Origin of the sequence: Acinetobacter sp. MD2(2019) (assembly GCF_035615615.1) — a bacterium.
Classification (GTDB): Bacteria; Pseudomonadota; Gammaproteobacteria; order Pseudomonadales; family Moraxellaceae; genus Acinetobacter.
In genome coordinates this window covers 56,630-82,278 of sequence record NZ_VTDU01000011.1, presented here as the reverse complement: position 1 = coordinate 82,278, position 25,649 = coordinate 56,630, and the positions used below count along the sequence as shown (strand labels likewise).

The following is a 25,649-nucleotide window of genomic DNA, read 5'->3' as shown; positions in this document are numbered from 1 at the left end:
TCTCTATCTTTAATTTATGGGTATTGCAAATTAAGCCGATTTAATTTTAAGCAGTTTTGCGTATAAATCATATTCATCTGCATCGGTGATTTCGACTTCAAGTAAATCACCCGATTTAATCACTGACTTATCAATATCTTCAACAAAAACATTACCATCAATTTCAGGCGCATCTGCATAAGAACGCGCAACAGCAACCGGGAATTCATCTTCTAAATCATCAACCAACACCGTCATGACTTGACCGACACGTTGTTTTAATTTAGCCGCAGAAATTTCTTGCTGAACTTGCATGAAACGCTCGTAACGTTCTTGTTTGATTTCTTCTGGTACATGATCGGGTAAATCGTTGGCGGTTGCACCTTCAACAGGCGAATAAGTAAAGCAGCCCACACGATCCAACTTGGCTTCTTGCAACCAATCTAGCAACATTTGGAAATCTTCTTCGGTTTCGCCAGGGAAACCCACCACAAAAGTTGAACGAATGACCAACTCAGGACATTTTTCACGCCACACTTTTAAGCGTTCCAAAGTATTTTCGCTGTGCGCAGGGCGCTTCATTAATTTAAGAATACGCGGGCTGGCGTGTTGGAATGGAATATCCAAATACGGCAAAATTTTGCCTTGTGCCATAAGATCAATGACTGCATCGACATGTGGATATGGATAGACATAATGTAAACGCACCCAAATTCCAAGCTGACCAAGTGCTTCGCACATGTCATAAAACTTGGTTTTAACTGGCTGACCATTCCAAAAATCGAGTTTGTATTTGGTATCTACACCGTATGCAGAAGTATCTTGAGAAATCACCAAGACTTCTTTTACGCCTGCACGTTTCAAAGCTGCCGCTTCTTCTAAAACCGAGCCAACAGGGCGTGAAACAAGATCGCCACGCATACTTGGAATAATGCAGAAAGTACAACGATGGTTACAACCTTCTGAAATTTTCAAATAAGCATAATGTTTTGGGGTTAAACGCACCCCTTGTTCTGGCACTAAATCAATAAATGGATTGTGTTTTGGTGGTGCAGGTACATATTCATGTACCGCTTCCATGACATCCTGATATGCAGCCGCGCCTGTTACTTTTAGAACATTCGGGTGCATTTGTCTGATTTTGTCTTCATCCTTGCCTAAACAACCTGTGACAATCACGCGTCCATTTTCATTCATCGCTTCGCCAATCGCATCAAGCGACTCTTGCACAGCAGATTCAATAAAACCACAGGTATTTACAACAACTAAATCTGCACCGTCATAATCTGATGCAACTTGATAACCTTCAGTCCGCAACTGGGTAAGGATACGCTCAGAATCGACCAATGCTTTAGGGCAACCTAAAGAGACAAAACCGACTTTGGGGGATTTCATGCAACAACTACTCCACTAGAATGCGCGTATTGTATGACGTTTCGTTGCATAAGCATAGGCATAAAGATGAATCAACCCTAGACGCACCAAATTATTGCTCAAATTTCATCTAATCTATAAAAACGCACCAATTTAAATCACAAACGCGCTATTCTTGCTATTATTTGAGACTTATTTTACTCAACAACGGCTAAATTTTTAGATGTTTAATTTTTTTTGCATAAAAATAAGACATTTTAAGAAGTTGGCTTACATTTTGCTTAAAAGTATTGATATTCAATTTATGAATATTTCATAACAAGGATCAAAAAAGGTATGAAAAATATACCATTGCGCCATTTTACATCAGGAAGATTTTCTAATGGATCAACCCACAATTGATTATCGCCTGTTGGTAGACAATTTAACCACTGCTATTTTATTAGCAGATAAAAACTTAAATATCTTTTATCTTAATTCGGCATGCGAGACTTTGTTTGATATTAGCTTGCTGCGTGCATCGGGTATGCCTGTAACGCAACTTTTACAAGCACCGAATGACAATTTCGACACTCGTGAAGCCTTATTAAATGCATTAAAAACCAGTCAAGCCTATACACGCCGTGAAGCAACCATTAATGTCAATTTCAAAGATATTCATGTGGATTATTCCGTGTCGCAGCTCAATACAGGTAGACCATATCATCCTTTATTGCTTATTGAGCTCAACCCCATCGACCGCATGTTGAAAATCTCCAAAGAAGAAAATCTGATTCAACAGCATCAAGTCACCAGACAATTGATTCGCGGTGTAGCCCATGAAATTAAGAATCCTTTGGGGGGAATTCGTGGTGCAACGCAGTTACTTGCCAGAAGTTTAAATAATCCAAAATATGATGAATTTACCGACATTATTATTAATGAGGTTGATCGCTTACGCACCCTTGCAGACACCATGCTCGGTTCGCGGCAATTACCAAGCTATATGGATGTCAATATTCACGAACCTTTAGAACGCGTCCGTTCACTAATTGCCAATCAAACCAAAAAGAAAATTAGCATTGTTCGAGATTATGACTTGTCCTTACCCGACATTAAGGCAGATCGAGATCAACTCATCCAAGTCATGCTCAATATTAGCGTTAATGCTGTACAAGCCATGCTTGAAAATAAAGACTTTTTTAAAGATGAAAAACCCAAACTCATCTTACGCACGCGCATTCAACGCCTTGTCACCATTAATGGCGTATTAAATCGTTCTGCAATTCGAGTCGATATTGAAGATAACGGCCCAGGAATTCCAGAAGACATTTTAGAGTCGGTGTTTTATCCATTGGTGACAGGTCGTGCCAATGGAACAGGTCTTGGTCTGAGCATCGCACAAAATATTATGCATCAACATAACGGAATGATCGTTTGTCATTCCGTTGCCGGAAAAACTGTATTTAGCTTATATTTACCTTGGGAGTCGCAACATGTCGCGAAATAAAATTTGGGTGATTGATGACGATCGCGCCATGCGTTGGGTACTAGAAAAAACGTTTAAAGAAGAAGGTTTTGATGTTACCAGCTTTGAAGAAGCACAGAGCGCATTAGATCAATTGTTAGACGATGCACCAGACGTGATTTTAACTGACATTCGCATGCCAGGAATTGATGGTTTAACCTTTTTAGGCAAAGTAAAAAGCAACTACCCTGACCTACCGGTCATTATTATGACCGCACATTCCGATCTAGAGTCGGCAGTGTCAAGTTATCAAACCGGTGCATTTGAATACCTACCTAAACCATTCGATATTGATGAAGCATTGGCTTTGGTACATCGTGCTATTTTGCATATTACCAAGTTGCAACAACAAGAATCGGCAAAAACCAGCATTCCAATTCAATCCACTGAAATTATTGGTGAATCGCCTGCTATGCAGGAAGTGTTTCGCGCAATTGGTCGCCTTTCTCAATCGCATATTACCGTACTCATTAATGGTGAATCGGGAACAGGCAAAGAATTGGTCGCACACGCACTGCACCGCCATTCGCCTAGAAAAGCCAAGCCGTTTATTGCATTGAACATGGCAGCCATTCCAAAGGATTTAATTGAAACAGAACTTTTTGGCCATGAAAAAGGCGCGTTTACCGGTGCAAATACACAACGACAAGGTCGTTTTGAACAAGCCAATGGTGGTACGCTGTTTCTAGATGAAATTGGGGACATGCCTTTTGAAACGCAAACACGTTTGTTGCGTGTATTGGCAGATGGTGAGTTCTATCGTGTTGGTGGGCACATTCCTGTTAAAGTCGATGTACGTATTGTTGCTGCGACTCACCAAGATTTAGAAAAGTTAGTTAACGATGGACGTTTCCGCGAGGATTTATATCATCGCCTTAATGTGATTCGTATTCACATTCCAAAATTGGCACATCGCAGTGAAGATATTCCAATGCTTGCGCAGCATTTCTTAGAAGATGCAGGTAAAGAGCTGAGTGTGAGTCCTAAGATTTTACGACCAGAAACCATTAGCTACATGCAACAATTGCCGTGGCCGGGGAATGTCCGTCAACTGGAAAATACCTGTCGTTGGCTGACGGTTATGATTACTGGGCGTGAGGTCTATCCTGAAGATTTACCGAATGAATTGAAACAAATTCCAATTCATAAATCGGCAGATGCACCGCCTGCCCCAATTGGTAGCCCAGAGCGTCCAAACACGCAACAATGGGATGAATCCTTAGGTTTGTGGGCAGTGCAAAAACTACGTAATGGCGAAATGAAAATTTTAGACATTGCTACACCAATGTTTGAAAAAGTGCTGATTAACGCAGCACTGCAACAAACACGCGGTCGAAAACGCCATGCTGCAGAGCTTTTAGGTTGGGGGCGCAACACGTTAACCCGCAAACTAAAAGAACTGGGAATGGATGCTGCTGATGATGAGGAAGAAGAAGTTTCTACCGCAGAATAAGCATAATCCGATAAAAAAGGCTACGTTTTAAACGTGGCCTTTTTTATAAAAAAAGCGTGAAAGTTAAATTATTTTTTGCTATAAATGATAATAATTATTAATTACAAAAGTTAAATTATGTGGACTTTTCGCCAAACTCGAGAATTTTTCAACAATCATTCAGAAACGTATTATAAAAATATAGATGCACAGATTGCGGCTGGTGAATTCAAGCACGCACTGAAATGGTTACAACAGCAACAAAAAAGACACCCTCAAGATACTCGTTGGATGCTACGTTTGGGCTTTATTTATGAACAGCAGCAACAAAAATGTTTAGCCTATCATTGGTACTTAACTGCAGCACAAAAACATAGCCCTCACGCATTTTACCACTTAGGCAGAATTGAATTAAACCGACAAAATTTCAAACTGGCAGAGCATTATTTACAACAAGCCATTGAACATAAATACACTGCAGCGTATTTAGCCTTAGGTGAAATGTACTTTCAATTGGCGCGTTATCAAACGGCTATTTATTACCTTAAAACTGCACTACAAGCCAATCACATTGAAGCGCTCAGCTGTTTAAGTCGCATCTATTTATTATTAAAAGATTTTCCACAGGCAAAGAAATGTTTAGAAGCAGCTTTTGAACACGATTTAAAATATAGCGCTTACTATTTAGCTACGTATTATCAAGCACTGCATCATTTTGCTGAAGCAAAAGATTGGTATATTTACGCATTTCAAACTGAAAAAAATCTTGCTGCTTTAGAAAATTTAGGACAGATTTTTTGTGCTGAAGGCAAAATTTTATATGGAGAAAAGATTATTGCATTGTCGAAAAAACTTGAGCAACAGACCGTTTTAAACTCTGATGAGAATGCACTACTTAACAGCATACTCGGTGAAAGCAATATATCGTCAACTTATCTAGGTTTAAGTTAAAAAGATCTGAATTCGACTCAGCTTGAGTGAATGAAAATTTAAAAGCACGCATCTTAAAAAAGATAAGGATTTTCTTAAATTCAATCTATTTGTACGATATTGACTTAACGCTGATAAGCGGTATTACCACGCTAAATTTATACCAACATATCAGTTATTTTTATAATTGAATTTGTTATAATCACAACTAATCCCTATTTTTTATATGTGTATGTCTGCAGACTCGTCTGATCTTTGTCAAAGTAATAGCCAACCTCAAACCAAACGTGGATTTGAGCGCCGTCTTGCATTCGTACTTTCAGCAACAAGCTTGTTTTTAGAAAAAGGCTACGATGCGGTTGCTTTAGATGACATCGTGAATCATTCAGGTGGCTCTAAAGCCTCTATTTATAAATACTTTGGCAACAAAAAAGGGTTATTTAAAGCCATTTGTGATTATCGCCGTGACCTTTTATTTAAAGATTTATTCCAAGAAAATAATCCAGCCTATGCGTTAGATTTAGAGCTTTTTTTGACTCAAACTTTAGATAATTTTTATCAACATATTAGCACCATCGAAAATCAAAAATTTATTCGACTTTTATTCGAGCAAGTCAAATCTAACCCCGATTTATTAGAATATCTTTACCAAGAATGCCCAGAAAAAATTTTAGATCGTGTTAGCCAACAATTGGCTTATGCACATGAAAATAAAACTATTTTTTGTGAGAATCCAGCTTATGCAGCGCAAGTGTATTTAGGCATCCTTTGGCGAATAGAATGGCGACTGCTGATGGGAATTCCACCGACAGAAACCGATGCTCAAATTCAAGATTATTTAAAGTACAGTATCGAGCTGTTTTTGAAGTCGCTTAAACCCTTATAAAGCTTTGCATTTTTTTATCATTATCAGTATATTAATCGATTCCTTTTTTCTTTTCACAAACGACTCATTGTTACAAACATTGTAGCAATAGTGGAGTAACTCATGGCTCTACGGCATTTTCTGACTTTACGTGATCTCTCTACAGCCGAGCTTAATCGTGTGATTAGCCGCGCACAAGAACTGAAGCGATTGCAACACGAAAACCAAGTGTATCAACCTTTTGTTGGTAAAGTTTTAGGGATGATTTTTGAAAAGTCTAGCACCCGTACTCGTGTTTCTTTTGAAGCGGGTATGAGCCAATTTGGCGGCAGTGCAATTTTCCTTTCCCCTCGCGACACGCAACTTGGACGTGGCGAACCGATTGAAGATTCTGCTCGCGTTATTTCAAGCATGCTAGACATTGTGATGATCCGTACTTTCGGTCACGATATTGTAGAACGTTTTGCATCTTACTCAAAAGTTCCTGTTATTAATGCTTTAACAGACGATCATCACCCTTGCCAATTACTTGCAGATGTACAAACGTTTGTCGAACATCGCGGTAGTATTGAAGGCAAAACGGTGGCTTGGATTGGCGATGGCAACAATATGTGTAACTCATATATTGAAGCAGCGCACATGTGGGGCTTTAAACTTAAAATTGCTGCGCCAAAAGGTTATGAACCTAAAGCAGAGTTTTTATCTGAATTTGCACATTGTGCAGAATTGGTTGACTCGGCTGAAGATGCAGCAGTCAATGCCGATTTAATCGTCACGGATGTTTGGGCTTCTATGGGGCAAGAAGAAGAACAAAAAATCCGTGAAGCGGCTTTTGCAGATTACCAAGTTAATGAACGCTTAATGGGCTTGGCACATCCAGACTGCTTATTTATGCATTGTTTGCCTGCGCATCGTGGTGAAGAAATCTCTGAAACCATGTTAGATCATAAAAGCGCAGTGGTTTGGGATGAAGCCGAAAACCGTTTGCATGCACAAAAAGCACTAATGGAATTCTTACTTCTAGAAAATTTAAAGTAAGATGAATTTATAAGTTTGGGGATTGATAGACATCATTCCCCTGCTTAATTAGATGTCTTTCATAAATCATTTGTCACTCAGTTCCAAATTATTAATTCCTGCAATCATTTAGTTTATGAAGTGATTGACGATGAAGTAGTGATTTTAGTCATTGCTGTTGGAAAGCGTGATAAAAATGCTGTTGATGATGCAGCAGATTCCCATCATTCCTAGTAAGCTGGATGTCAGTGAGTTTTAACATCTGCTACACAATCTATTGTTAGAGTGGTTAAAAAATCCAAAAAGAGCGGCAAAATATATCAAAAGGGCCACTTTGTGGACTAAATGTTTCAGAGTTGAACTATGACAGATTTAAGAATTAGCAAACTATTGAAATATAATATAAAAATATTTAATTTCGCATAATCCGTATTATGTTAATTTTAGGAAAACTTAATGCTCATAGTGTTTAGTGGTTTACCTGGCACAGGAAAAACAACTTTATGTCAGGCTCTAATTAAAAAAAGAGGGTTTACTTATATCCGAATTGATGAAATTGAATTTACGATTCAACAATATAATAATTCTTTTGAGAAAATTGGAGCTATTGGTTATGAAATTGCATTTTCTATAGCATTATCTAATCTGAAACTGGGAAATATTGTTGTTGCTGATAACGTCAATCCTGTTATCGAAAGCAGAAAAAAATGGAAAAAAGTAGCGCAAAAAGCTAACGTCAAGATTATTGAAATAGAGGTTATTTGTAGTGATAAGGTAGAACATAAAAAACGTATTGAAACTAGATCATCTGATATAGAAAATTTTAAATTACCAAATTGGTGCTCTGTTCAAACACATGATTATCAGTTACGAAGCGACAAAAGGTTAGTCATAGATACAGCTAAACTTACTCCTGAAAACTCTATAATAGAAATAGAAAAATATCTTAATGCTTCCCTCGACTTAACATAATGGGACTTATGCGAAATGCAGTGTTTAGACTTGAAAATTGGGGGCTAGAAGCCCCTAATTTTTATTTCAGATAACGTGTATTATGTTAATTTTAGAAATATTTAAAAATTATCTTCTTTCAACAATGCCATAAAAGAGATGAAACTATCTGCCAACTTGATAGTTCTTAACTTATTTTCTGTTGGTGATATTTCAATAAGGTCATCATGATAAATTAGAGTAATGTGTGGCTCATCCGTATTAAGGTTGTCTCTATAATCAAAAGCTATTTGGTCACCACCTGCACATTCTCCAAAAATCACCATATTTTTATACATAAACTCATACATGTGTTCATCAGGCTGATTGAATTCAATAGCTTCATATTTTTTAATAGAATCCTCATACTTCTTACGATCTTCTTCATCCCAAATTTCTATTTCTTCATAGCCATAGCTATAAAAATATACGACTCTATCTGTGATCTCATTATTATGATCTAAAAACTCAAAGTAGTTCTTTTGAGGAGTTAGTCCATTGTGTTTACTGAGTAATTCAACATAAGACTGAGGGAATTTATAACCAATAGACTTAGCATAATTTTCAATAATTTTTCTATCAATTTGGCCATGATCTCTGCTTACATCAATATTCATTTAATCTACTCAATTAATTTTTTCATAGTATAAATTATGAATTAAGCTATCGACTTAACATAATGGCACTTATGCGAAATTGCCATGGTGTTAAAATTCAAAAAATTCTTGGAATTTGGGAGTATTAATCCGGTAGCAACCGTATGTGAAATAATAAACGTCCATTATCATCTTGCAATACTGATACTTGTCCGCAGAAATTTCGGATAATTCTGCTTAGGAGGGGCTTATGAAAAACAATGAGATTCAACATCAAGGAAGTCTGAAGAAAGCGACATTAATTGCCTCTCTCATAGCCCCTTTGCCTTTTATAGTAGAGATTTTAGTCTTTGTAATGATGGATTTTCATCTATCCACATTAGTTGCGATGTTCGGTATTCTCTTAGGCATTATACTATTTGCTGTTCCTTTTACTCTGACTATAAATTTTGTACTTGTATTACCAATGGCACTTTTACTTCGTAAAATAAATTATCTATCCTCAGTTTATTTGTGTTTTTGGTGTTCTCTAATAGCGTTTCCTGCTTTCGCTATGTATATGAGAATACTCAATGGTGAATCAATTAGAAACCTTGATTTTTTAACAATCACTCTAACCACACTTTGTGGACTATGTTCAGGAATAGTATTTTGTCGAATTGCTAGAATTCAATTAAAACCCTTTCGGACTTAACACAATGGTGCTTATGCGAAATGCGGTGTGCCTAAGACCCCAAAAGTAATAAGTAAAGCCGCTATCATTTTTTTTATGTGATTACACTCCATTTATCAGGATATATATCACATTTTCATTAGGTCAGATTGACTTAATATTAAAATAAAAGTTTAATATTGCACAAACTAGAACCACACGAAAAATCATTATGAAAAATTTAATCCGTACCCTTGGGGTAGTATTACTAGGTTTTGGAGCAAATTACTCACATGCCGAAGGAATAGAAAATTTCATTAGCAAAAATAATGCAACAGCTTCCTTTAATTGTGCTTATAAAAAAGTTATAGCTAGTGAAAAATGTATCGTTAATATTTCGACTGTGAGAGCATCAACCCAAAGAACGAAACAATATTTTGGGGAAAACGGTACTCATTCACTATTAAAAATAAAATGGCCTGATCACGATGTCAGTCAATACGCCATTTTGGATAACTACGAACTTTGGAATTTGAGTGACACAAAACTTTATAATTTTAAACTTTTCCCAAACCAAGATGCTGAATTAGATCTGAGAAAGGGACTAATCATTGAATCAAACTTCAAAGAACATATCCGTCTTTGGTAGCTATTAAATAAGTACTAATTTAAGAAAGAGAATAGATATAAACTACCTCAACGTTCACCACAGCCATCGCTTCGCTTAGGACTGTGGTGTGCTAGCGTCGCTTTGTTCCTTCCACCCACACCACATGCCAAACGTATAAAACGGACACGCAGAAGTCGGCAAAGCTCGATCTAGGATGCTTATTTGATGGTATTTCCATAATAGGCGTTATGCCAAATTGTAGTGTGAGAATCTAAATAATTATTGAAAGTTGGGAGCAAGTAGCTCCCAATTTTTTGATTTCAGATAACGTGTATTATGTTAATTTTAGATTTTCTTTAGAGGGATCGGATTTCCAAAAAAATTCAAGGATCACTGGTTATTTTATCGCATAAGAAATCTATAAATACACGTACCTTTTCAGGCACATGTTTTGTATTTGGGTAAAGAGCATAAATACCTTGTCTTGGAAAGTGATGATCTGGTAGTAAATGGATTAAGCTACCTTTAGTAATATGCTCTTTTACCAACCATGCTGGTAATAATGCAACGCCTGCTCCGGCCAAGGAAAAAGCAAGTAATGCAGAAGCACTATCAGCCATAATCAAGGCAGAACTATCTGCACTAAAAAATACTGTTTCACTCTTAGGAGTAATGATAGGCCAACTTAATGGTGTTTCCAAACGGCTATGTGCGATCCATTTCGCCTTTGCAAGTTGTGATAAATTATCAATTGATTGTCCTGAATTTGATTTTAGATAATTAGGTGATACCACAGGAAAAATATCAAACTCGTCAATCAACCGAGCATGGTGATTGGAATTCGCTAAATGACCAAGTCTAATAGCTATATCAAATCGATCAGAAATGAGATCATCATTTTTCGATGATGAAACATGTTGAATGTTTAATTGAGGATGGTTCGTACTAAATTCGGCTAAAGCAGGAACAATTACATGAGCACCATATTCAGGAGTAGTCGTTATTCTAAGTGAACCATTTAACCCAGAGTGTTCACTACGTGTATTTGCTATAGCAAATTCCATATCTTTTAGTAATTGTAAACTATGCTGATAAAATTTTTCACCACTATTTGTGGTGGAAACATGTCTAGTGCTTCTGTTCAACAAGGAGACTCTAAGCCCTTCTTCTAAAACTTTAATATTTGAGCTCACAACAGCTTTTGTTAGCCCAAGTATTTGAGCAGCCTTAGTAAAACTTCCAGTATCCACGACCGCAACAAAAATCTCTAAACGTTGCATCTGCAACATACTTACACCGCATATTGTCAAAATTATTTTGACATTATATTGCATATTAATGCATTTATTCGAAAAATTTAACCACTTATACTTCCTTCCTTCTCAATTAGTGTTAGAAAGTAAATGAATTATCGTGTACGGGTTGCCTGTATTTATTTGCTTGGATTTTTTATTGATCTCATCAATATGTTTATTGCAAATATTGCCTATCCTGAAATTGGGCGAAATTTTGATGCTTCAATTACTCAATTGGCGTGGATCAGTAATAGTTACATTCTAGGTTTAACACTCGTAATTCCTCTTAGTAGTTGGCTAGGCAAAAAAGTAGGAAATAAACGTACTCTAATACTATCTTTAGGACTTTTTATCGTCAGTACCTGTGGCGTAGCAGCCTCCACCTCCATATCACAGATGATTACATGGCGTTGTTTTCAAGGTATTGGTGGTGGGCTTTTAATTCCTATTGGCCAAAGCATGAGTTATGCGCTTTATCAACGTCATGAACGGGCAAAATTATCAGCTGCTATAATGTTAGTAGCATTGTTTGCACCTGCAATATCACCGACTATTGGTGGTGTCATTGTCGATCACTTAAGTTGGCGCTGGGTATTCTTAGCTACTTTACCACTTGCTATTTTAACGCTAATTATTACAGCTTATTGGCTTAAAACTGATGTACGAACGGATTTGTCTCCTCAATTGGATCTATGGGGATTTATCATGAGCTGTTTTGCTTTGGCTTTCATATTGATTGGATTGACTATAGTTGGGGAGTATGGTCATTTTTACCGAGGTGTATTCATATTAATGATTGGATTTATTTGGGGAATCCTTTATATCAGGAATTCTCTAAAAAAGAAGAATCCATTAATAAATTTACATTTAGTTAAAAATCCTTTATTGCAAATAGGAATGCTAATTTACCAGTTTGTCCCAGGTATCTTCACAGGTGTGAATGTAATTTCAGTTCTATATCTACAGAACCTGTTAAATATGCATGCCAGTACTGTTGGTACAATGATGCTCCCGTGGTCATTAGCTTCATTCTTAGCAATTCGATTGACAAGTAAAAAATTTAACATCTTGGGACCACGTCCATTGCTTATTACAGGATGTATCATTCATGCATTTGGTATTGGGTTATTAGCACTAACGAGCCACACGACTACTATCTCGATTTTCTTATTAGCATTCGCACTAATGGGGTTTGGTGGAAGTTTATGTAGTAGTACAGCTCAAAGCGCTGCTTTTCTTCAAGTAAAAAATGATGAAATGACCGATGCTAGCGTGCTTTGGAACATTAATCGCCAACTTAGTTTTTGTTTTGGTATTACCATAATAAGCCTTTTATTTAACCTAATCAGCAAAACAAATTTATCAATAGAACATGTATATCATCTCTGTTTTTTATTAGCAGCATGTAGTGCCATTGTTCCTATCTTATTTTGTTTTCGAATTGCCAATCAAGAAATTATCTTAAGACTAAATAAGGAGTCAAAATGAACCAATACCTGAAAGAAGTAATCGATGCACACGATTTGATACAAAGTTGGTTAGGCGATATTCACAGCCATAACAGTATTTGTGAAGACTTACTATCTCGCTTTAGTCCACTCTATACAATGGTTACACCTAATGGTGGATTCTTAGACTTCAAAACTTTAAACACTTTCTTTCGGTCTCAACATGGAGCTCGGACAGGATTAAATATCGAAATTAAAGATATGGCTGTTATTGCTGAACATCAATACGGTGCAACAGTAATTTATAAAGAACTACAGCAACAACCAGGACAAGATCAAACACTTCGTTTTTCAACGCTTGTATTCGAGAAAGCTCAAGATAAAAAAATTATCTGGAGACATTTGCATGAAACATTCTTGCCAATTACTTGAGGTAATTTTGCTCATATAACGTAGATATAAATAATTAACTTAATATAATGGAAATTATTCGAAATTTCAGTGTTTAGACTTGAAAATTGGGGGCTAGAAGCCCCTAATTTTGATTTTAGATAACGTGTATTATGTTAATTTTAGGCAGGCTAATAGGCTTATTATGAGCAGTGATAGTAAATTTTGCTTCGGGTTAAAGTTGAATGTAGGATTAATCACTCCTAGAGAAATTCAGACTTGGGCAGATAAACAAATATTGGAAGGCAATAACGATCAGTTTGTTCTAGATATTTGTTTTTTAGGATCTGATACTGAAGTTAAGAATTATTTTAAAAAATTAATACGATCTGATCTAGATATACATAATGAACGGCTAATATCCGTCAATGTTTTAAAAGAATACATATCTAGAAAAATTCCATCAAACTTGGACTCTGATTTAGATCAATATATAGCTGATGTTGAGTTAATTTGTTGGCATATTAATGATTTAGATTTGACATATTTAGTGTATGGTCATTCTGATCTAATTAGTTTATCTCACCAGAAAGTTCTTAATATTTCTGTAAAAGAATCGTTTGATGCATTTTTAGAAGAAATAAAAGTGTGGTTAGAATACGCCCACTTAACATAATGGCGGTTATGCGAAATTTTGGTATTAAAACCCATTTAAAATGTCTACATTCTCACCAATAAAACCTAATAAGCAGAGTCAAGTAGAGATAAAATTTAGGTAATTATTATGAAATATATTGAATACATAGAAGATATTTCGAATGAAATTTATTTAGAATCACAACCATTTGATGCTTTGTGGCATTATTTGGAGCTTGGAGAACATTCTTTTTATAAAGAAGAACTTAAAGAGTTTGAGTTTAGAAAGTTAGTGTTTTTTAATATATAGCTAGATTAAAAAAGTTTACTACATTTCATTAAATGCTATATCTAAAGCTTCGATAACATTTTTATGTTTTTGACTGACAATATTTCTGACTTTTCTTTTTAAAACAGACCATGCTTTTTCAATTGGATTAAAATCAGGACTATAATAAGTTGGTAAATACAGGAGTCTGGCATTGTATTGAGTAGCCAATTCATCAATTTCTTTACCTTTGTGAATCGAAGCGTTGTCTAAAATTAATAGGTACTTTTGGTACTGACCACTTTTATCTTTAGGTAAACCTTTGAGCAAATATTCAAGCCATCCAGCAAAAGTGCTGCGATTACATGAACCCTGAAAGATGAAGGGGGCAATGAATTTAAAAGCTGCATTTGAGCAAACAGCACTGATCATACTTAATCTAGTTCCATGTCCACCTGATTTTATTGCATGACAACGTTTTCCTTTCTCAGACCAACCATAATCTGCAACTTCATTGCTATTTATGCCAGATTCATCAATATATAAAATATGTTCTTCACCATATTGCTGTTTCCATTGTGGGAGAAACCATTGGAATACTGCCCGTCCTATTTTGCAGGCTTGTCTGTAGAGAAAACTCTTTTTTTATGACTCCACCCCAGCTTTTTTAAAGCAAATAAGATATTTGCATAGCTGACGCAATAACCAAATGTTTGTTCAAATAATGGCACTAGATCTTTAGCCTGTGAAAATGCCGTTGTTTCAACAAAGCTTTTGAACGCTTGTAAGTCTTTAATTTTATAGGGTCGACCTGCTTTGTCGGGATGAGGTCTATTTGCATTTCCCTGATGCTTTTCAAGTTTGATCCATAGATCTAGAGTGGTTCTTGCGATCTTAAAAATGATACAAGTTTTAGATTTATTCTGGCATTCTTTGTAGTAGTTCAGAGCTTTGTGGCGAAGATCATTGGAATATGGCTTAGGCATAACAGTAGCTAGTAGGTTTTTTTATAGTGTAGCAAACTTTATATTTTTAGCTATACTAGAATATTTAATGACAAGTGATCAATTAAAATTAGCAAAAAATGGAGATTTTTTAATTGGTTCTGTGACAGACCAGATTTCATTATTTAAAGAAAAATTTCCTCCTCAATATGTAGATAAAAAACTCACAGATATTCTAATTTGGTTTTATTTACCAGAATGTCCTGCTGGTGCAGTTTGGGTTAAATATGATGATAATGGTCATGAGATTCTGATATGGACATAATGAGGTTTTATAACTCTAAAATTAATAGAATTTTAAAGTACAAAACAGTTAACTTCACATAATAGCGCTTATGAGCAACTCTTCTTTTAAAAATTAGTTAACTCAATTTCTATTTAAATATTTTAAAAATACCAGTTTATTCATTAGAAAATTAAAATTTATTGCTTAGGCTATTTGTGTAAATTTTAAAAACACTCATTTCATCAAGCCTTGTGGCTGTAACACAATAATAGCTGCACCAATCAATACAATCACACCGCCCAAAATATCCCAACGAGTAAGAGGAATTTGATCTACAAAGCGAAGCCAAAGCAAAGCCACAAAAATGTAAATGCCGCCATACGCAGCATAAATTTTGCCCGATGCCGCTGGATGTAAAGTTAACAACCAGACAAAAATGCTTAGGCTAATTACTGTAGGCAATAATAACCAATACGACCTCCCCTGATTTACCATTAAATAAGGAAAGTAACAGCCTAAAATTTCAGCGATGGCAGTGCAAAAGAATAACCCGAATACATAAAGTATTCGGGTTATATAGGAAAAATCAAAGAATGACATTAGGCAGGTTCAGCAGTTTGATCTTCAAAAACCGAAAGCTGCAAGCCAACAGCTTTGCCATTGTCTTTTTTCACAGTGACTGCAACATTGCCGCCATGCTCTGCTAACTCACCAAAAAGAATCATTTCAGCAAGTGGTTTTTTCAAATGCTCTTGAATTAAGCGTTGCATTGGACGAGCCCCCATTAAGCGGTCGTATCCATTTTCTGCCATCCAATCTCGTGCACTTTGATCAACTTCAAGCACCACTTTTTTATCATCGAGTTGCGCTTGTAATTCGGTTAAGAATTTATCTACCACCGATTCAATCACCATCACTGGCAATGCTTTAAATTGAATTACGCTATCCAAACGATTACGGAATTCTGGCGAGAATGCCCGCTTCATGGCTTCTTGGTTGTCGCTGCTGTTGTCTTGTTCGGTAAAGCCCATACTGGTACGCGAAATACTTTCTGCACCCACATTGGTGGTCAGAACCAGAATAACATTACGAAAATCTGATTTTCTGCCGTTATTGTCGGTTAAAGCACCATGATCCATAATTTGTAATAACAAGTTATAGACATCTGGATGCGCTTTTTCAATTTCATCCAACAATAAAACACAGTGTGGGTTTTTATGAATGGCATCGGTTAACAGTCCACCTTGATCAAAACCGACATAACCCGGAGGCGCACCAATTAAACGCGATACCGCATGGCGTTCCATATATTCAGACATATCGAATCGAACCAATTCAACGCCCAATAAACGCGACAGCTGTTTAGTCACCTCTGTTTTACCCACTCCCGTAGGGCCTGCAAAAACAAAACTTCCCACGGGTTTGTCTGGTGCTTTAAGCCCAGCACGAGACAATTTAATGGCAGATGCGAGTGCAGTAATCGCTTCGTCTTGCCCAAATACCACACGTTTTAAGTCGCGTTCTAAATTCTCTAAAACAGACTTGTCATCTTTAGAAACGGTTTTCGGTGGAATGCGCGCAATTTTAGCGACAATATCTTCAATATTTTCAACGGTAATGGTGCGGTCTTCATTGGTTTTTAATCGGCGCTGAGCACCTGCTTCATCAATAACATCAATCGCTTTGTCTGGTAAGAAGCGATCATTAATAAATTTAGCAGACAGTTCAACGGCAGAAATCAAGGCTTTATCGTCATATTCAACATGATGAAAATCTTCAAATTTCGATTTTAAGCCACGTAAAATATCAATGGTTTCAGAAATACTTGGCTCATTCACATCAATTTTTTGGAATCTGCGAGACAACGCATGGTCTTTTTCAAAAACTTGGCGGTATTCTTGGAATGTGGTCGAGCCAATGCAGCGCAAAGTGCCATTTGCCAATGCTGGTTTGATGAGATTCGATGCATCCATGGTGCTGCCCATGCTTGAGCCTGCACCAATAATCATATGAATTTCATCAATAAATAAAATCGCATTTGGATTTTTCTTCAGCGCATTTAACAACTGTTTTAAGCGTTTTTCGAAATCTCCCCGATATTTGGTCCCTGCAACCAACGCACCAATATCTAAACTGTAAATTTCCGCTTTGCTTAACGGTTGTGGCGCTTTGCCATTTACAATCAACCAAGCCAATCCTTCAGCAATAGAGGTTTTACCTACGCCAGGATCGCCAACCAAAAGCGGATTATTTTTACGACGACGACATAAAATTTGTGCCGCACGTTCAATTTCTTTTTCACGGCCAATTAAAGGATCGGTTTTTCCTTTGGCTGCTTCAGTATTTAAATTCAGGGTGTACAAATCTAACGGCCCAGATGCAGCAGACGCATTTTCACCTTCTAGATCATCGCCCTCTTCTTCAACTTGAATTTCGTCTTTACGTGTTCCGTGCGACAAATATTGCGTTAAGTTCAAGCGGTTAATTTGATGGCGCTTTAATAAATACACGGCAAAGGTATCGCGTTCTGAATACATTGCAACCAGAACATCGGCACCCTCTACAGTACGGTCTGTTCCACTCGACTGAACATGGAAAATGGCGCGTTGTAAAATGCGGTCAAAACTTTCGGTTGGGTGCGGTGCTTGTTCATTGTTTTCACCCAATTTTGGCGTATGTTGCTCTACGTATTCTTCCAGTTCTTTACGTAAAATCACAACATCTGCCCCACACGCTTTGAGCGCATTTACCGCGGAGTCATTGTCTAATAATGCAAGGAGTAAATGTTCGACAGTTAAGAACTCGTGCCTTTTTTGTCGTGCCATACTGACAGCCAAACGTAGTGATACTTCTAATTGACGACTGAGCATGTGACCTCCTATATCTTATGATTTTGGCTCAATCTGACAAAGTAATGGATGACCTTGAGATCGAGCGTAGTTATTCACCTGATTTGCTTTCGTTTCAGCAATATCACGCGGATAGATGCCAGCGACACCTTTTCCTTCATAATGTACTGTTAGCATTACTTGGGATGCTTGGTCAAGGTTCATTGCAAAGAATTCTTGTAAAATTTCAATTACAAAGTCCATTGGCGTGTAATCATCGTTTAATAATACAACAGCATATAACGGTGGACGTTTAAATTCAGGTGGTGCAGTTTGTAACGCAACATCACCTTCATGTTCTGTAGATTCGTCATCTTGCAAGAGTGGGCGCACATGCCAGTCGACATATCCCGATTGTTGAAACCAAATTTTGGCATCGTTTAAACTGGTTTGACGCTTGGTATTTTGCATAGTGATATATTTCATAACTTACTGAGACTTCGCCTCGGCCTGAGGAACTTCTGAGACAAATGAGGCAGGATTATCTACTTCTTGGCCACGCAGCCAACTAAAACGCTTAATTTCAGAGACGGCGCCATTCACACGTACTTCGATATACTGCGGCACAAAGCCTTTTGGCATGGTCCATCGACCCGTTAAACGCGCAAAATCTGTAAAATTAAAGTTTTTGTTTTCCATTGGCACCATAAGCACTTCCGAACCGCGAATGAGTCGAATTTCGACATTGCCTGCTGCCTGACGCCCGTTAGGACTGACTTGTGCCAAATCGAGTTGGTATTCATACGCATTTTCAGGTAGCGGTTTAATACTTAAATTTTGAATGGTCAGACTCAAACCACCACGTTCTTTTAACACGCTGCGATAAACTTGACTTTGCCCTTGTGCGATTGATAAATCGGCTTTTGCATTGCTTAAATCATCGGTCAAAGCATCGACATTACTTACGGCTAAATCGCGTTCTTGAATGGCAAGGTTGTAGCCTTTGTTAAGATTATCCAATGTTTCTTTTTGTTTCTTAACCACTTCAACCAATTGGGCTGCATCTGCTTCATACCCAACCACCGTCAGCCCTTGTCGATGCCCAACCGTATAACCCAACGCAACACCACCTGCCAATAAAACAGCACCACCAATCAACACATATTTATGTGCCAATGCTGTTGTTGGTTTTTTTGTTTGATTTTTTGAATCTAATGGATTATTCGATTCTGTCGCGTTTTCTGTCATCTCGAATACTCAGTAATGCACAATGACATAACATCATCGTGCGAGTCTATACAATTAAACTTAAGGTAACAATCCAATGCCAGCCAAGCCTTCATCTTCAGCAAACTTGAACATGATATTCATATTTTGAATGGCTTGTCCTGCTGCACCTTTAACCAAATTATCTTGTGCTGAAAGGATAATCAGTTTTTTCGGTGAAGGTTTATACAACGCAATACGCAACTGGTTTGCACCGCGCACACTGCGAGTTTCAGGTGAACTTCCTTCAGGCATAACATCTACAAAGGTTTCATGTTGATAAAATGCTTCATATAACGCTTGTACATCTAGCGTAGCAGCTTCGTCGGTTAAATCGACATAAATAGTGCTTAGCATGCCACGAATCATTGGAACCAAATGCGGTACAAATACGAGATCGTTAAATACGCCCTGTTGGCCAGAAATACCTTCTAACGCTTCCACAATTTCTGGATGATGACGATGACCTGCCACCGCATAAGCTTTAAAGTTATCGGCATTTTCGCTATAAATCATACCTAAACTGGCTTTACGCCCTGCACCAGATACACCCGATTTTGCATCAATAATAATGCTTTCCGGTTTAATTAAGGCTTGTGCTGATTTTAATAACGGCGCTAAACCTAATTGTACCGTTGTTGGGTAGCAACCGGGGTTACCAATCACCATGGCCGATTGAATACGCTCACGGTTCAGTTCAGACAAACCATAAACGGCGTCTTTTAAAATGTCAGGGCAGCTATGTGCCATGCCATACCATTTTTCAAATTGTTGTAAATTTTGCAAACGGAAGTCTGCTGCAAGATCAATGACTTTGGTATTGGCAGCAATCAGCTCAGCCGCATGTTTCATTGCCACGCCATGCGGTGTTGCAAAAAAGACCACATCGCATTGCTTTAAAACATTCAAGTCTAAATCTGAAAAAGCCAAATCGGTGTGGCCACGTAAGCTTGGAAACATATCAGCCACAGGCTTACCAGCTTCGGTACGCGAAGTGAGTACATCTACACGTACTTGTCGGTGTTTTAATAATAATCTGAGTAACTCAACACCTGTATAACCCGTTCCACCGACAATACCCACTGAAATCACGACTTAACCCCATGTTTGTGTTTTAAACTTGGATTAGTATGACAGGAAGCAACTACTTTCAAAACACTTTCACATATAAAAGTCATGGCTTTTTGTTGTCTAGTGCGAGTTTTTCACACAAATTTTAAGCTTCAAGCCACCATATTGGCCAGTTAAATTGTTTGAGTTGCTGCTGATGTTGCAGATAGTTAGGATCGAAGCGTTGTACGGCGTGCCAAAACGCAGGACTATGGTCAAAATGCTGAGTATGCACCAATTCATGGATACACACATAATCTATTAATGCTTCTGGCAACAAAACCAAAGCGGCATTAAGCATAATTTTATGTTTGCTTGAACAACTCCCCCAACGACTTTTAGCATGGCGAACTTGCAAACCCTGAAAAGGTAAGTTCATGCTTAGGCTATTTTGTTGTAATTTTTGTGGTAGCACCATTTTCGCATATTCAACAATAAATCTTTTTAATGCTAAAGCGGCATGCTCTTGCTGTAAAAATAATGTATTTGTGCTGCCATCGAACTGAAATAAGCTTTTTTGTTCAATACGCTGAATCTGAGTCGGTTCAGTTTGCCCGAATAATTGTAAATATTTTGGAAAATCAACGGCGTTTTGTTGCCCTACTTTCTGCCACGTTTCAATTAACCATGCTTCCGATTGCTTCAAAAACTGATCAATCTGCCCTTGGCCACAGCGTGGCGGCACCGTCAAGCAAATTTGATGTGGATAGACACGTAAGCGCAAAGACTTTGCCCTGACGTGTCTTACAATCTTTACTGTAGGTAAAGTGGTCATATTACTTATTCAGCAATACGTTCTTCAATGCCGTTGTCTGTAGCAACAATGGCAATATCGGCTTTATTTAAGGCAAAAATTCCGTTTGTGACTACACCCGGAATATTATTGATGGTTTTTTCAATCTCTAATGCATCTAAGATATTTAAGTTAAAAACATCTAAAATAACATTACCGTTATCTGTGACCACACCTTCACGGTAAACTGGGTCGCCACCTAACGCCACCAATTTACGCGCTACAGCCGAACGTGCCATTGGAATGACTTCTACAGGCAATGGAAATTCACGTCCTAACTGACCCACCCATTTAGAGTCATCTACAATACACACAAATTTTTTCGCAATGGATGCCACAATTTTTTCGCGAGTTAATGCCGCACCGCCGCCTTTAATCATGTGCATATGACGATCAATTTCGTCTGCACCGTCTACATAGGCATCTAAACCACCTACGTGGTTCATATCAATGACTTCAATACCCAGCTTTTGTAAACGCTCTGCGGTTGCCGTTGAGCTTGCAACTGCAGCTTCTAATTGTAATTGTGGCAACAAATCAATTAAGAAATTAACGGTGCTTCCTGTGCCCACCCCTAAAATCCCACCACGGGGCAAATGTTTCAGCGCCGCTTCAGCCGCCGCTTTCTTTTTCTCGTCTTGGGTTGTATATAAACTCATAAGTAAACTCAGTAATTGAAATCAATGATGGATTTGCCGCAATTTATCAGCGCAAATCTTTAGGGGTTTGCTACAATGCAGGCTTATTTTAAACTGTTAAATGGAAGATGAACATGTTGTTTCGCTTGGTAAGACAAATTTTACAAGCAACAGTCTACGATGTTGCCATAGAATCTCCTCTTGAAGCAGCACCACGAATTAGTCAAAAGCTTAATAATAATATTCGACTCAAACGTGAAGACTTACAACCCGTGTTCTCTTTCAAACTGCGTGGTGCGTATAACCGTATTAGCCAACTGTCAAAAGAACAGCTTGAACGTGGTGTGATTACAGCATCGGCGGGCAACCATGCTCAAGGTGTCGCGCTGTCTGGGGCAAAACTTGGCATTGAAGCAATTATTGTGATGCCCAAAACCACCCCAGAAATTAAAATTCAGGCGGTAAAACGTTTAGGTGGGAATGTTGTATTACACGGCGATGCTTTTGATGCAGCCAATAAATACGCACAAGAACGTGCAAAAGATGAAGGCTTAACTTTTATTCCGCCTTACGATGATGAACTCGTTATTGCAGGTCAAGGTACCATTGCCAACGAAATTCATCGTCAATGGCGCGAAGTCGACTATATTTTTGTGGCTGTCGGTGGTGGTGGCTTAATCTCGGGAATTGCCGCTTACTTTGGTGCCGTTGCCCCTCATGTAAAAGTTGTTGGCGTAGAGTATGACGAATCGGCTTGTTTAAAAGCTGCGCTAGAGGCCAATGAACGTGTCATTTTACCGCAAGTGGGTTTATTTGCAGACGGCACCGCGGTTGCACAAATTGGGGCACTGCCTTTTGATATTTTACGCATGGAGAAATCGGATGATTCAGGCAAAGTCATTGAACCTGAAATTATTACCGTAAATACTGACGAAATTTGTGCAGCAATTAAAGACACTTACGATGAAACCCGCAGTATTGTCGAACCATCGGGCGCAATGGCCTTAGCTGCAATCAAAAAATTTGTGGGTGAAACCCAAATTGAAGGCAAAAATATGGTGTCGATTGTTTGCGGCGCCAATATGAACTTTGACCGCTTACGTTATATTGCCGAACGCACCGAATTAGGCGAACACAAAGAAGCGATTTACGCGGTAACCATTCCAGAGCAAAAAGGCGCTTTCTTAGATTTCTGCCGTGCCTTACAAGGTCGAAACATTACCGAATTCAACTATCGCTGTAATGATGAATCGTCTGCACAGGTTTTTGTCGGCATTAGCTTAAAAGGCGGTCAAACTGAACGTTTAGAAATTTTAAGCTTGCTACAAGCCCATTACGATGTTGATGATTTATCTGACGATGAAGTGGCAAAACTGCATATTCGTTATTTAATTGGTGGTCACGCACATTTAGACAACGAACGTTTGTTCCGTGTTGAGTTCCCTGAACGTCCGGGCGCTTTGCTGACCTTCTTAGAGCGTTTAGGGCCAAACCACAATATTTCACTGTTCCATTACCGTAACCACGGCGCAGCTGAAGGTCGGGTTTTAGTTGGCTTACAAGCGACCGATGCAACCGAAAACCCAGATGTTTTAATTGAAACCCTTGAGAAGATCAGTTATCCGTACCTAGAGATCAGCGATAATTTAGGCTACAAACGCTTCTTAAAATAATCGTTTGATTAAAAGCAAAATATGAAATGGCTATTCAGTAATGAGTAGCCATTTTTCATTCTTGATTTTTTCTATAAAAAACTTCAGTAAGAATTTGATAACAATGATTAAAGCAACATCATCAAATTTATGCAAAAAATATCGTATACATCTTTTAAGATCAGGTTAAATCTAGCGCATCGGTCAAGCCAATAAATTGTTTTTCAATTGGCGTGAAAACATGTCCATTACGTGCAATTAAATACAAACCAATATGACGATAGGCTTCTGGTGCATCTTTATAATATTTAATTTTAAATTTTGCTAATAACGATTTTGCAATCATCGAAATTCCCATACCTAATTGTGTAAATTGCACCAATGCTTCATGATCATAAATATGTATCAGTTCACCCTTTGGAATTTGATCTTCAGCATAAATCTGATTTAAGGTGGTGGCATAACAACATGCTTCAGATGCCAATAAAATATTTTGATGTGCAAGACCCTGTTGTAATTTTTCATGATTAATCAGATTTTTTCCAATAATCACCAATTCATCTTCAGCTTTTGCAATATATTGAATATTTTTTTGAGTCGGATAACCCAATACATAACCAATATCTAGATGTCCATTTAAAATTTCATCTTCTATATGGCTTGTTGTGCCTGTTTTCATCGTTACAGAAAAATCAGGATATGCCTTATAAAGCTGCTGAAACGGCGTAAAAAAGCGCATGCCACCCAAACTGGTATTGGTTCCAAAGCGCAGAATATTGGCTTGTTGTTCAATCTTATTTTCAGTTTCCTCCCACATAAACATCATTTTTTTATATTGCGTGTACAACTGCATTCCTGACTCAGTCAAATCGACACCTTTCGGTTTTCGAATAAATAGCTGCTTTTTATAATGATTTTCAATTTTTTTAATTTTTGCCGTCATATTCGACTGTAAATAATTCAATTTATGTGCAGCTGCGGTAATACTTTTTAGCTCGGCCACCGTAATAAACGAACGGATGTCGCTCATATCTATATTCATTCAACAATCTCACAGACTTAGATTTAAATCTTAACGCCACGCATCAAAGGTATCAAAAAAAATGATTGATACATCTAAATATAGCATTATTCATGATGTGTTTTATTGAATACACTACATAACATGATTAAAGCAAGTCGAGTAAAACCAATGAATCTAAGAGTGATCAGTGCGATTACCTTGTTATGTCTTATTTGGGGTTCGTTGTGGGGAATGGTGAAACATAGCCTACACATTTTCCCTCCGTTTCTATTTATATCCACACGACTGATTTTGTCGGGGCTGACATTAATGCTGCTACAACGCATGTTAGGCAAATCTATCTGGCCTGAACGCAATGAATGGCAAAGGTTAATGATCTTGAGTTTTTTAATTTGTTTCGGCTTCTATGCCACACAAACCTTTGCTATGCAGTTTGTTGGCTCGGGATTATCTGCGGTGTTGGTTTTTACTATGCCCATTTTTATTGGCGTGTTAGCGCATTACATTTTAAATGAGCGCTTAACTCGTCAAAAAATGGTCGGCTTAGTATGTGGTGGCATTGGGCTCATTGCCATCCTTTGGCCACAATTGCATCAATTGGGAATCAATAAATCACTCATAGGACAAATGATGCTGATTGGATCAGGCTTATTCTGGGCACTTTCCACCATTTATATCAAAAAACATTTTGCGCAGTATGACAAAATTAAATTAACGCTTTGGCAATTTTTACTGGGTGGAATTGCCTTATTCATAACGGCTTTATGCTTTGAAAAAGTGGACGATCAGGTCTGGTTGAATTCTTCTAATTTACTCTGGCTGGCTTATATTGCCATTATTGGCACAGGGTTTACTTTTGCACTTTGGAATTGGATTGTGGCGCAAGTCGACACATTTATTGCGTCTATTTCAATTATGTGTGTTCCAATCCTGAGTTTAGTTTTTAGTGCTTTGCTATGGCATGAAACCTTAACCAAAAACATTTTAGTTGGTGCGTGCTTTATTATTTTAGGGATTCTTATGAGCTCACTTAAAATAAAGCCCAAACCAGCCGTCATTCACTGTGCATCGTTGAAATAAGTTTTTATCGCTGCATAGATAAATTTTTTGTAATCAATA

The 25,649-nt window shown here is 37.6% G+C and carries 28 protein-coding genes; 15 read left to right on the top strand and 13 right to left on the bottom strand.

Going from position 1 to position 25,649, the window contains the following annotated elements; genetic code table 11:
* Positions 1-30 precede the first annotated feature (30 nt).
* Positions 31-1,374 carry a 30S ribosomal protein S12 methylthiotransferase RimO gene (gene rimO / locus I2F62_RS07805; protein WP_324626458.1) on the bottom strand — a complete coding sequence of 448 codons (1,344 nt, stop codon included), beginning with the start codon at positions 1,372-1,374 and terminating at the stop codon, positions 31-33.
* Positions 1,375-1,735: 361 nt separating this feature from the next.
* Here rimO and glnL point away from each other — a divergent pair, with 361 nt between their 5' ends.
* The 6 genes from glnL (at position 1,736) to I2F62_RS07775 (ending at position 8,076) form a co-directional block, all read left to right on the top strand.
* Positions 1,736-2,842 (top strand): nitrogen regulation protein NR(II), encoded by a 1,107-nt coding sequence (glnL, locus tag I2F62_RS07800; protein WP_324626457.1) that lies wholly within the window; start codon positions 1,736-1,738, stop codon positions 2,840-2,842.
* On the top strand, positions 2,829-4,313 hold the full coding sequence (gene glnG / locus I2F62_RS07795) for a nitrogen regulation protein NR(I) (protein WP_324626456.1): 1,485 nt from the start codon (positions 2,829-2,831) through the stop codon (positions 4,311-4,313). Before glnL ends, glnG begins: the two co-directional genes overlap by 14 nt.
* Before the next feature lie 117 nt (positions 4,314-4,430).
* On the top strand, positions 4,431-5,243 hold the full coding sequence (locus I2F62_RS07790; protein ID WP_324626454.1) for a tetratricopeptide repeat protein: 813 nt from the start codon (positions 4,431-4,433) through the stop codon (positions 5,241-5,243).
* Between the two features lie 211 nt (positions 5,244-5,454).
* A complete protein-coding gene (locus I2F62_RS07785; RefSeq protein ID WP_324626453.1) occupies positions 5,455-6,108 on the top strand; it encodes a TetR/AcrR family transcriptional regulator in 654 nt (217 codons plus the stop codon).
* Between the two features lie 102 nt (positions 6,109-6,210).
* Complete coding sequence (argF, locus tag I2F62_RS07780; RefSeq protein ID WP_324626452.1) at positions 6,211-7,125, top strand: ornithine carbamoyltransferase; 915 nt, start codon at positions 6,211-6,213, stop codon at positions 7,123-7,125.
* Between the two features lie 435 nt (positions 7,126-7,560).
* A complete protein-coding gene (locus I2F62_RS07775) occupies positions 7,561-8,076 on the top strand; it encodes an AAA family ATPase (protein ID WP_324626451.1) in 516 nt (171 codons plus the stop codon).
* A gap of 101 nt (positions 8,077-8,177) precedes the next feature.
* On the opposite strand, the gene I2F62_RS07770 is transcribed toward I2F62_RS07775, so the two are convergent.
* Complete coding sequence (locus tag I2F62_RS07770) at positions 8,178-8,711, bottom strand: SMI1/KNR4 family protein (RefSeq protein ID WP_324626450.1); 534 nt, start codon at positions 8,709-8,711, stop codon at positions 8,178-8,180.
* A gap of 229 nt (positions 8,712-8,940) precedes the next feature.
* Between I2F62_RS07770 and I2F62_RS07765 the strand changes: the two genes are divergently transcribed.
* Both I2F62_RS07765 and I2F62_RS07760 read left to right on the top strand, forming a co-directional pair.
* Positions 8,941-9,384, top strand: a complete 444-nt coding sequence (locus I2F62_RS07765) for a hypothetical protein (RefSeq protein ID WP_324626449.1) — start codon at positions 8,941-8,943, stop codon at positions 9,382-9,384.
* A gap of 190 nt (positions 9,385-9,574) precedes the next feature.
* Positions 9,575-9,991 carry a hypothetical protein gene (locus I2F62_RS07760; RefSeq protein WP_324626448.1) on the top strand — a complete coding sequence of 139 codons (417 nt, stop codon included), beginning with the start codon at positions 9,575-9,577 and terminating at the stop codon, positions 9,989-9,991.
* Positions 9,992-10,335: 344 nt separating this feature from the next.
* Here the strand turns inward: I2F62_RS07760 and I2F62_RS07755 are convergent, their stop codons facing one another.
* Entirely contained in the window at positions 10,336-11,232 is an 897-nt protein-coding gene (locus I2F62_RS07755) for a LysR family transcriptional regulator (protein ID WP_324626447.1), read from the bottom strand.
* 123 nt (positions 11,233-11,355) lie between these two features.
* Here I2F62_RS07755 and I2F62_RS07750 point away from each other — a divergent pair, with 123 nt between their 5' ends.
* The 4 genes from I2F62_RS07750 to I2F62_RS07735 all read left to right on the top strand — a co-directional run bounded on the left by I2F62_RS07750 (position 11,356) and on the right by I2F62_RS07735 (position 14,031).
* Positions 11,356-12,735: an MFS transporter gene (locus I2F62_RS07750; RefSeq protein WP_324626446.1), complete on the top strand. Its 1,380-nt coding sequence runs from the start codon at positions 11,356-11,358 to the stop codon at positions 12,733-12,735.
* Complete coding sequence (locus tag I2F62_RS07745; RefSeq protein WP_324626445.1) at positions 12,732-13,127, top strand: DUF4440 domain-containing protein; 396 nt, start codon at positions 12,732-12,734, stop codon at positions 13,125-13,127. The genes I2F62_RS07750 and I2F62_RS07745 overlap by 4 nt, the downstream gene beginning before the upstream one ends.
* Positions 13,128-13,290: 163 nt before the next feature.
* Positions 13,291-13,761 carry a hypothetical protein gene (locus I2F62_RS07740; protein ID WP_324626444.1) on the top strand — a complete coding sequence of 157 codons (471 nt, stop codon included), beginning with the start codon at positions 13,291-13,293 and terminating at the stop codon, positions 13,759-13,761.
* Between the two features lie 108 nt (positions 13,762-13,869).
* The gene (locus tag I2F62_RS07735) at positions 13,870-14,031 is read left to right on the top strand and encodes a hypothetical protein (RefSeq protein WP_324626443.1); all 162 of its coding nucleotides are present in this window, start codon (positions 13,870-13,872) and stop codon (positions 14,029-14,031) included.
* Between the two features lie 18 nt (positions 14,032-14,049).
* On the opposite strand, the gene I2F62_RS07730 is transcribed toward I2F62_RS07735, so the two are convergent.
* Together I2F62_RS07730 and I2F62_RS07725 are read right to left on the bottom strand one after the other, a co-directional pair.
* Positions 14,050-14,601, bottom strand: a complete 552-nt coding sequence (locus I2F62_RS07730; protein WP_324626473.1) for an IS630 family transposase — start codon at positions 14,599-14,601, stop codon at positions 14,050-14,052.
* Positions 14,598-14,975 carry an IS630 transposase-related protein gene (locus I2F62_RS07725; RefSeq protein ID WP_324626442.1) on the bottom strand — a complete coding sequence of 126 codons (378 nt, stop codon included), beginning with the start codon at positions 14,973-14,975 and terminating at the stop codon, positions 14,598-14,600. Before I2F62_RS07725 ends, I2F62_RS07730 begins: the two co-directional genes overlap by 4 nt.
* On the opposite strand from I2F62_RS07725, the gene I2F62_RS07720 reads away from it, so the two are divergent.
* A complete protein-coding gene (locus tag I2F62_RS07720) occupies positions 14,956-15,258 on the top strand; it encodes a DUF596 domain-containing protein (RefSeq protein WP_324626441.1) in 303 nt (100 codons plus the stop codon). The two genes, I2F62_RS07725 and I2F62_RS07720, sit on opposite strands and share 20 nt — an antisense overlap.
* A 195-nt stretch (positions 15,259-15,453) precedes the next feature.
* On the opposite strand, the gene I2F62_RS07715 is transcribed toward I2F62_RS07720, so the two are convergent.
* The 7 genes from I2F62_RS07715 to rpiA form a co-directional block, all read right to left on the bottom strand.
* Entirely contained in the window at positions 15,454-15,819 is a 366-nt protein-coding gene (locus tag I2F62_RS07715) for a YnfA family protein (protein ID WP_324626440.1), read from the bottom strand.
* Positions 15,819-18,089 (bottom strand): ATP-dependent Clp protease ATP-binding subunit ClpA, encoded by a 2,271-nt coding sequence (gene clpA / locus I2F62_RS07710; protein ID WP_324626439.1) that lies wholly within the window; start codon positions 18,087-18,089, stop codon positions 15,819-15,821. Before clpA ends, I2F62_RS07715 begins: the two co-directional genes overlap by 1 nt.
* Before the next feature lie 15 nt (positions 18,090-18,104).
* Positions 18,105-18,518, bottom strand: a complete 414-nt coding sequence (gene clpS / locus I2F62_RS07705; protein ID WP_324626438.1) for an ATP-dependent Clp protease adapter ClpS — start codon at positions 18,516-18,518, stop codon at positions 18,105-18,107.
* A gap of 18 nt (positions 18,519-18,536) precedes the next feature.
* Entirely contained in the window at positions 18,537-19,295 is a 759-nt protein-coding gene (locus I2F62_RS07700; RefSeq protein WP_324626437.1) for a DUF6776 family protein, read from the bottom strand.
* Positions 19,296-19,355: 60 nt separating this feature from the next.
* Positions 19,356-20,405, bottom strand: a complete 1,050-nt coding sequence (gene argC, locus I2F62_RS07695; protein ID WP_324626436.1) for an N-acetyl-gamma-glutamyl-phosphate reductase — start codon at positions 20,403-20,405, stop codon at positions 19,356-19,358.
* A gap of 124 nt (positions 20,406-20,529) precedes the next feature.
* Positions 20,530-21,198 (bottom strand): SprT family zinc-dependent metalloprotease, encoded by a 669-nt coding sequence (locus I2F62_RS07690; protein ID WP_324626435.1) that lies wholly within the window; start codon positions 21,196-21,198, stop codon positions 20,530-20,532.
* A 5-nt stretch (positions 21,199-21,203) separates the two neighbouring features.
* A complete protein-coding gene (rpiA, locus tag I2F62_RS07685; protein ID WP_324626434.1) occupies positions 21,204-21,875 on the bottom strand; it encodes a ribose-5-phosphate isomerase RpiA in 672 nt (223 codons plus the stop codon).
* A gap of 107 nt (positions 21,876-21,982) precedes the next feature.
* Here rpiA and ilvA point away from each other — a divergent pair, with 107 nt between their 5' ends.
* Positions 21,983-23,527 (top strand): threonine ammonia-lyase, biosynthetic, encoded by a 1,545-nt coding sequence (gene ilvA, locus I2F62_RS07680; protein WP_324626433.1) that lies wholly within the window; start codon positions 21,983-21,985, stop codon positions 23,525-23,527.
* A gap of 160 nt (positions 23,528-23,687) precedes the next feature.
* Here the strand turns inward: ilvA and I2F62_RS07675 are convergent, their stop codons facing one another.
* A complete protein-coding gene (locus I2F62_RS07675) occupies positions 23,688-24,548 on the bottom strand; it encodes a LysR family transcriptional regulator (RefSeq protein WP_324626432.1) in 861 nt (286 codons plus the stop codon).
* Between the two features lie 150 nt (positions 24,549-24,698).
* Here I2F62_RS07675 and I2F62_RS07670 point away from each other — a divergent pair, with 150 nt between their 5' ends.
* Entirely contained in the window at positions 24,699-25,610 is a 912-nt protein-coding gene (locus I2F62_RS07670; protein WP_324626431.1) for a DMT family transporter, read from the top strand.
* Positions 25,611-25,649 lie beyond the last annotated feature (39 nt).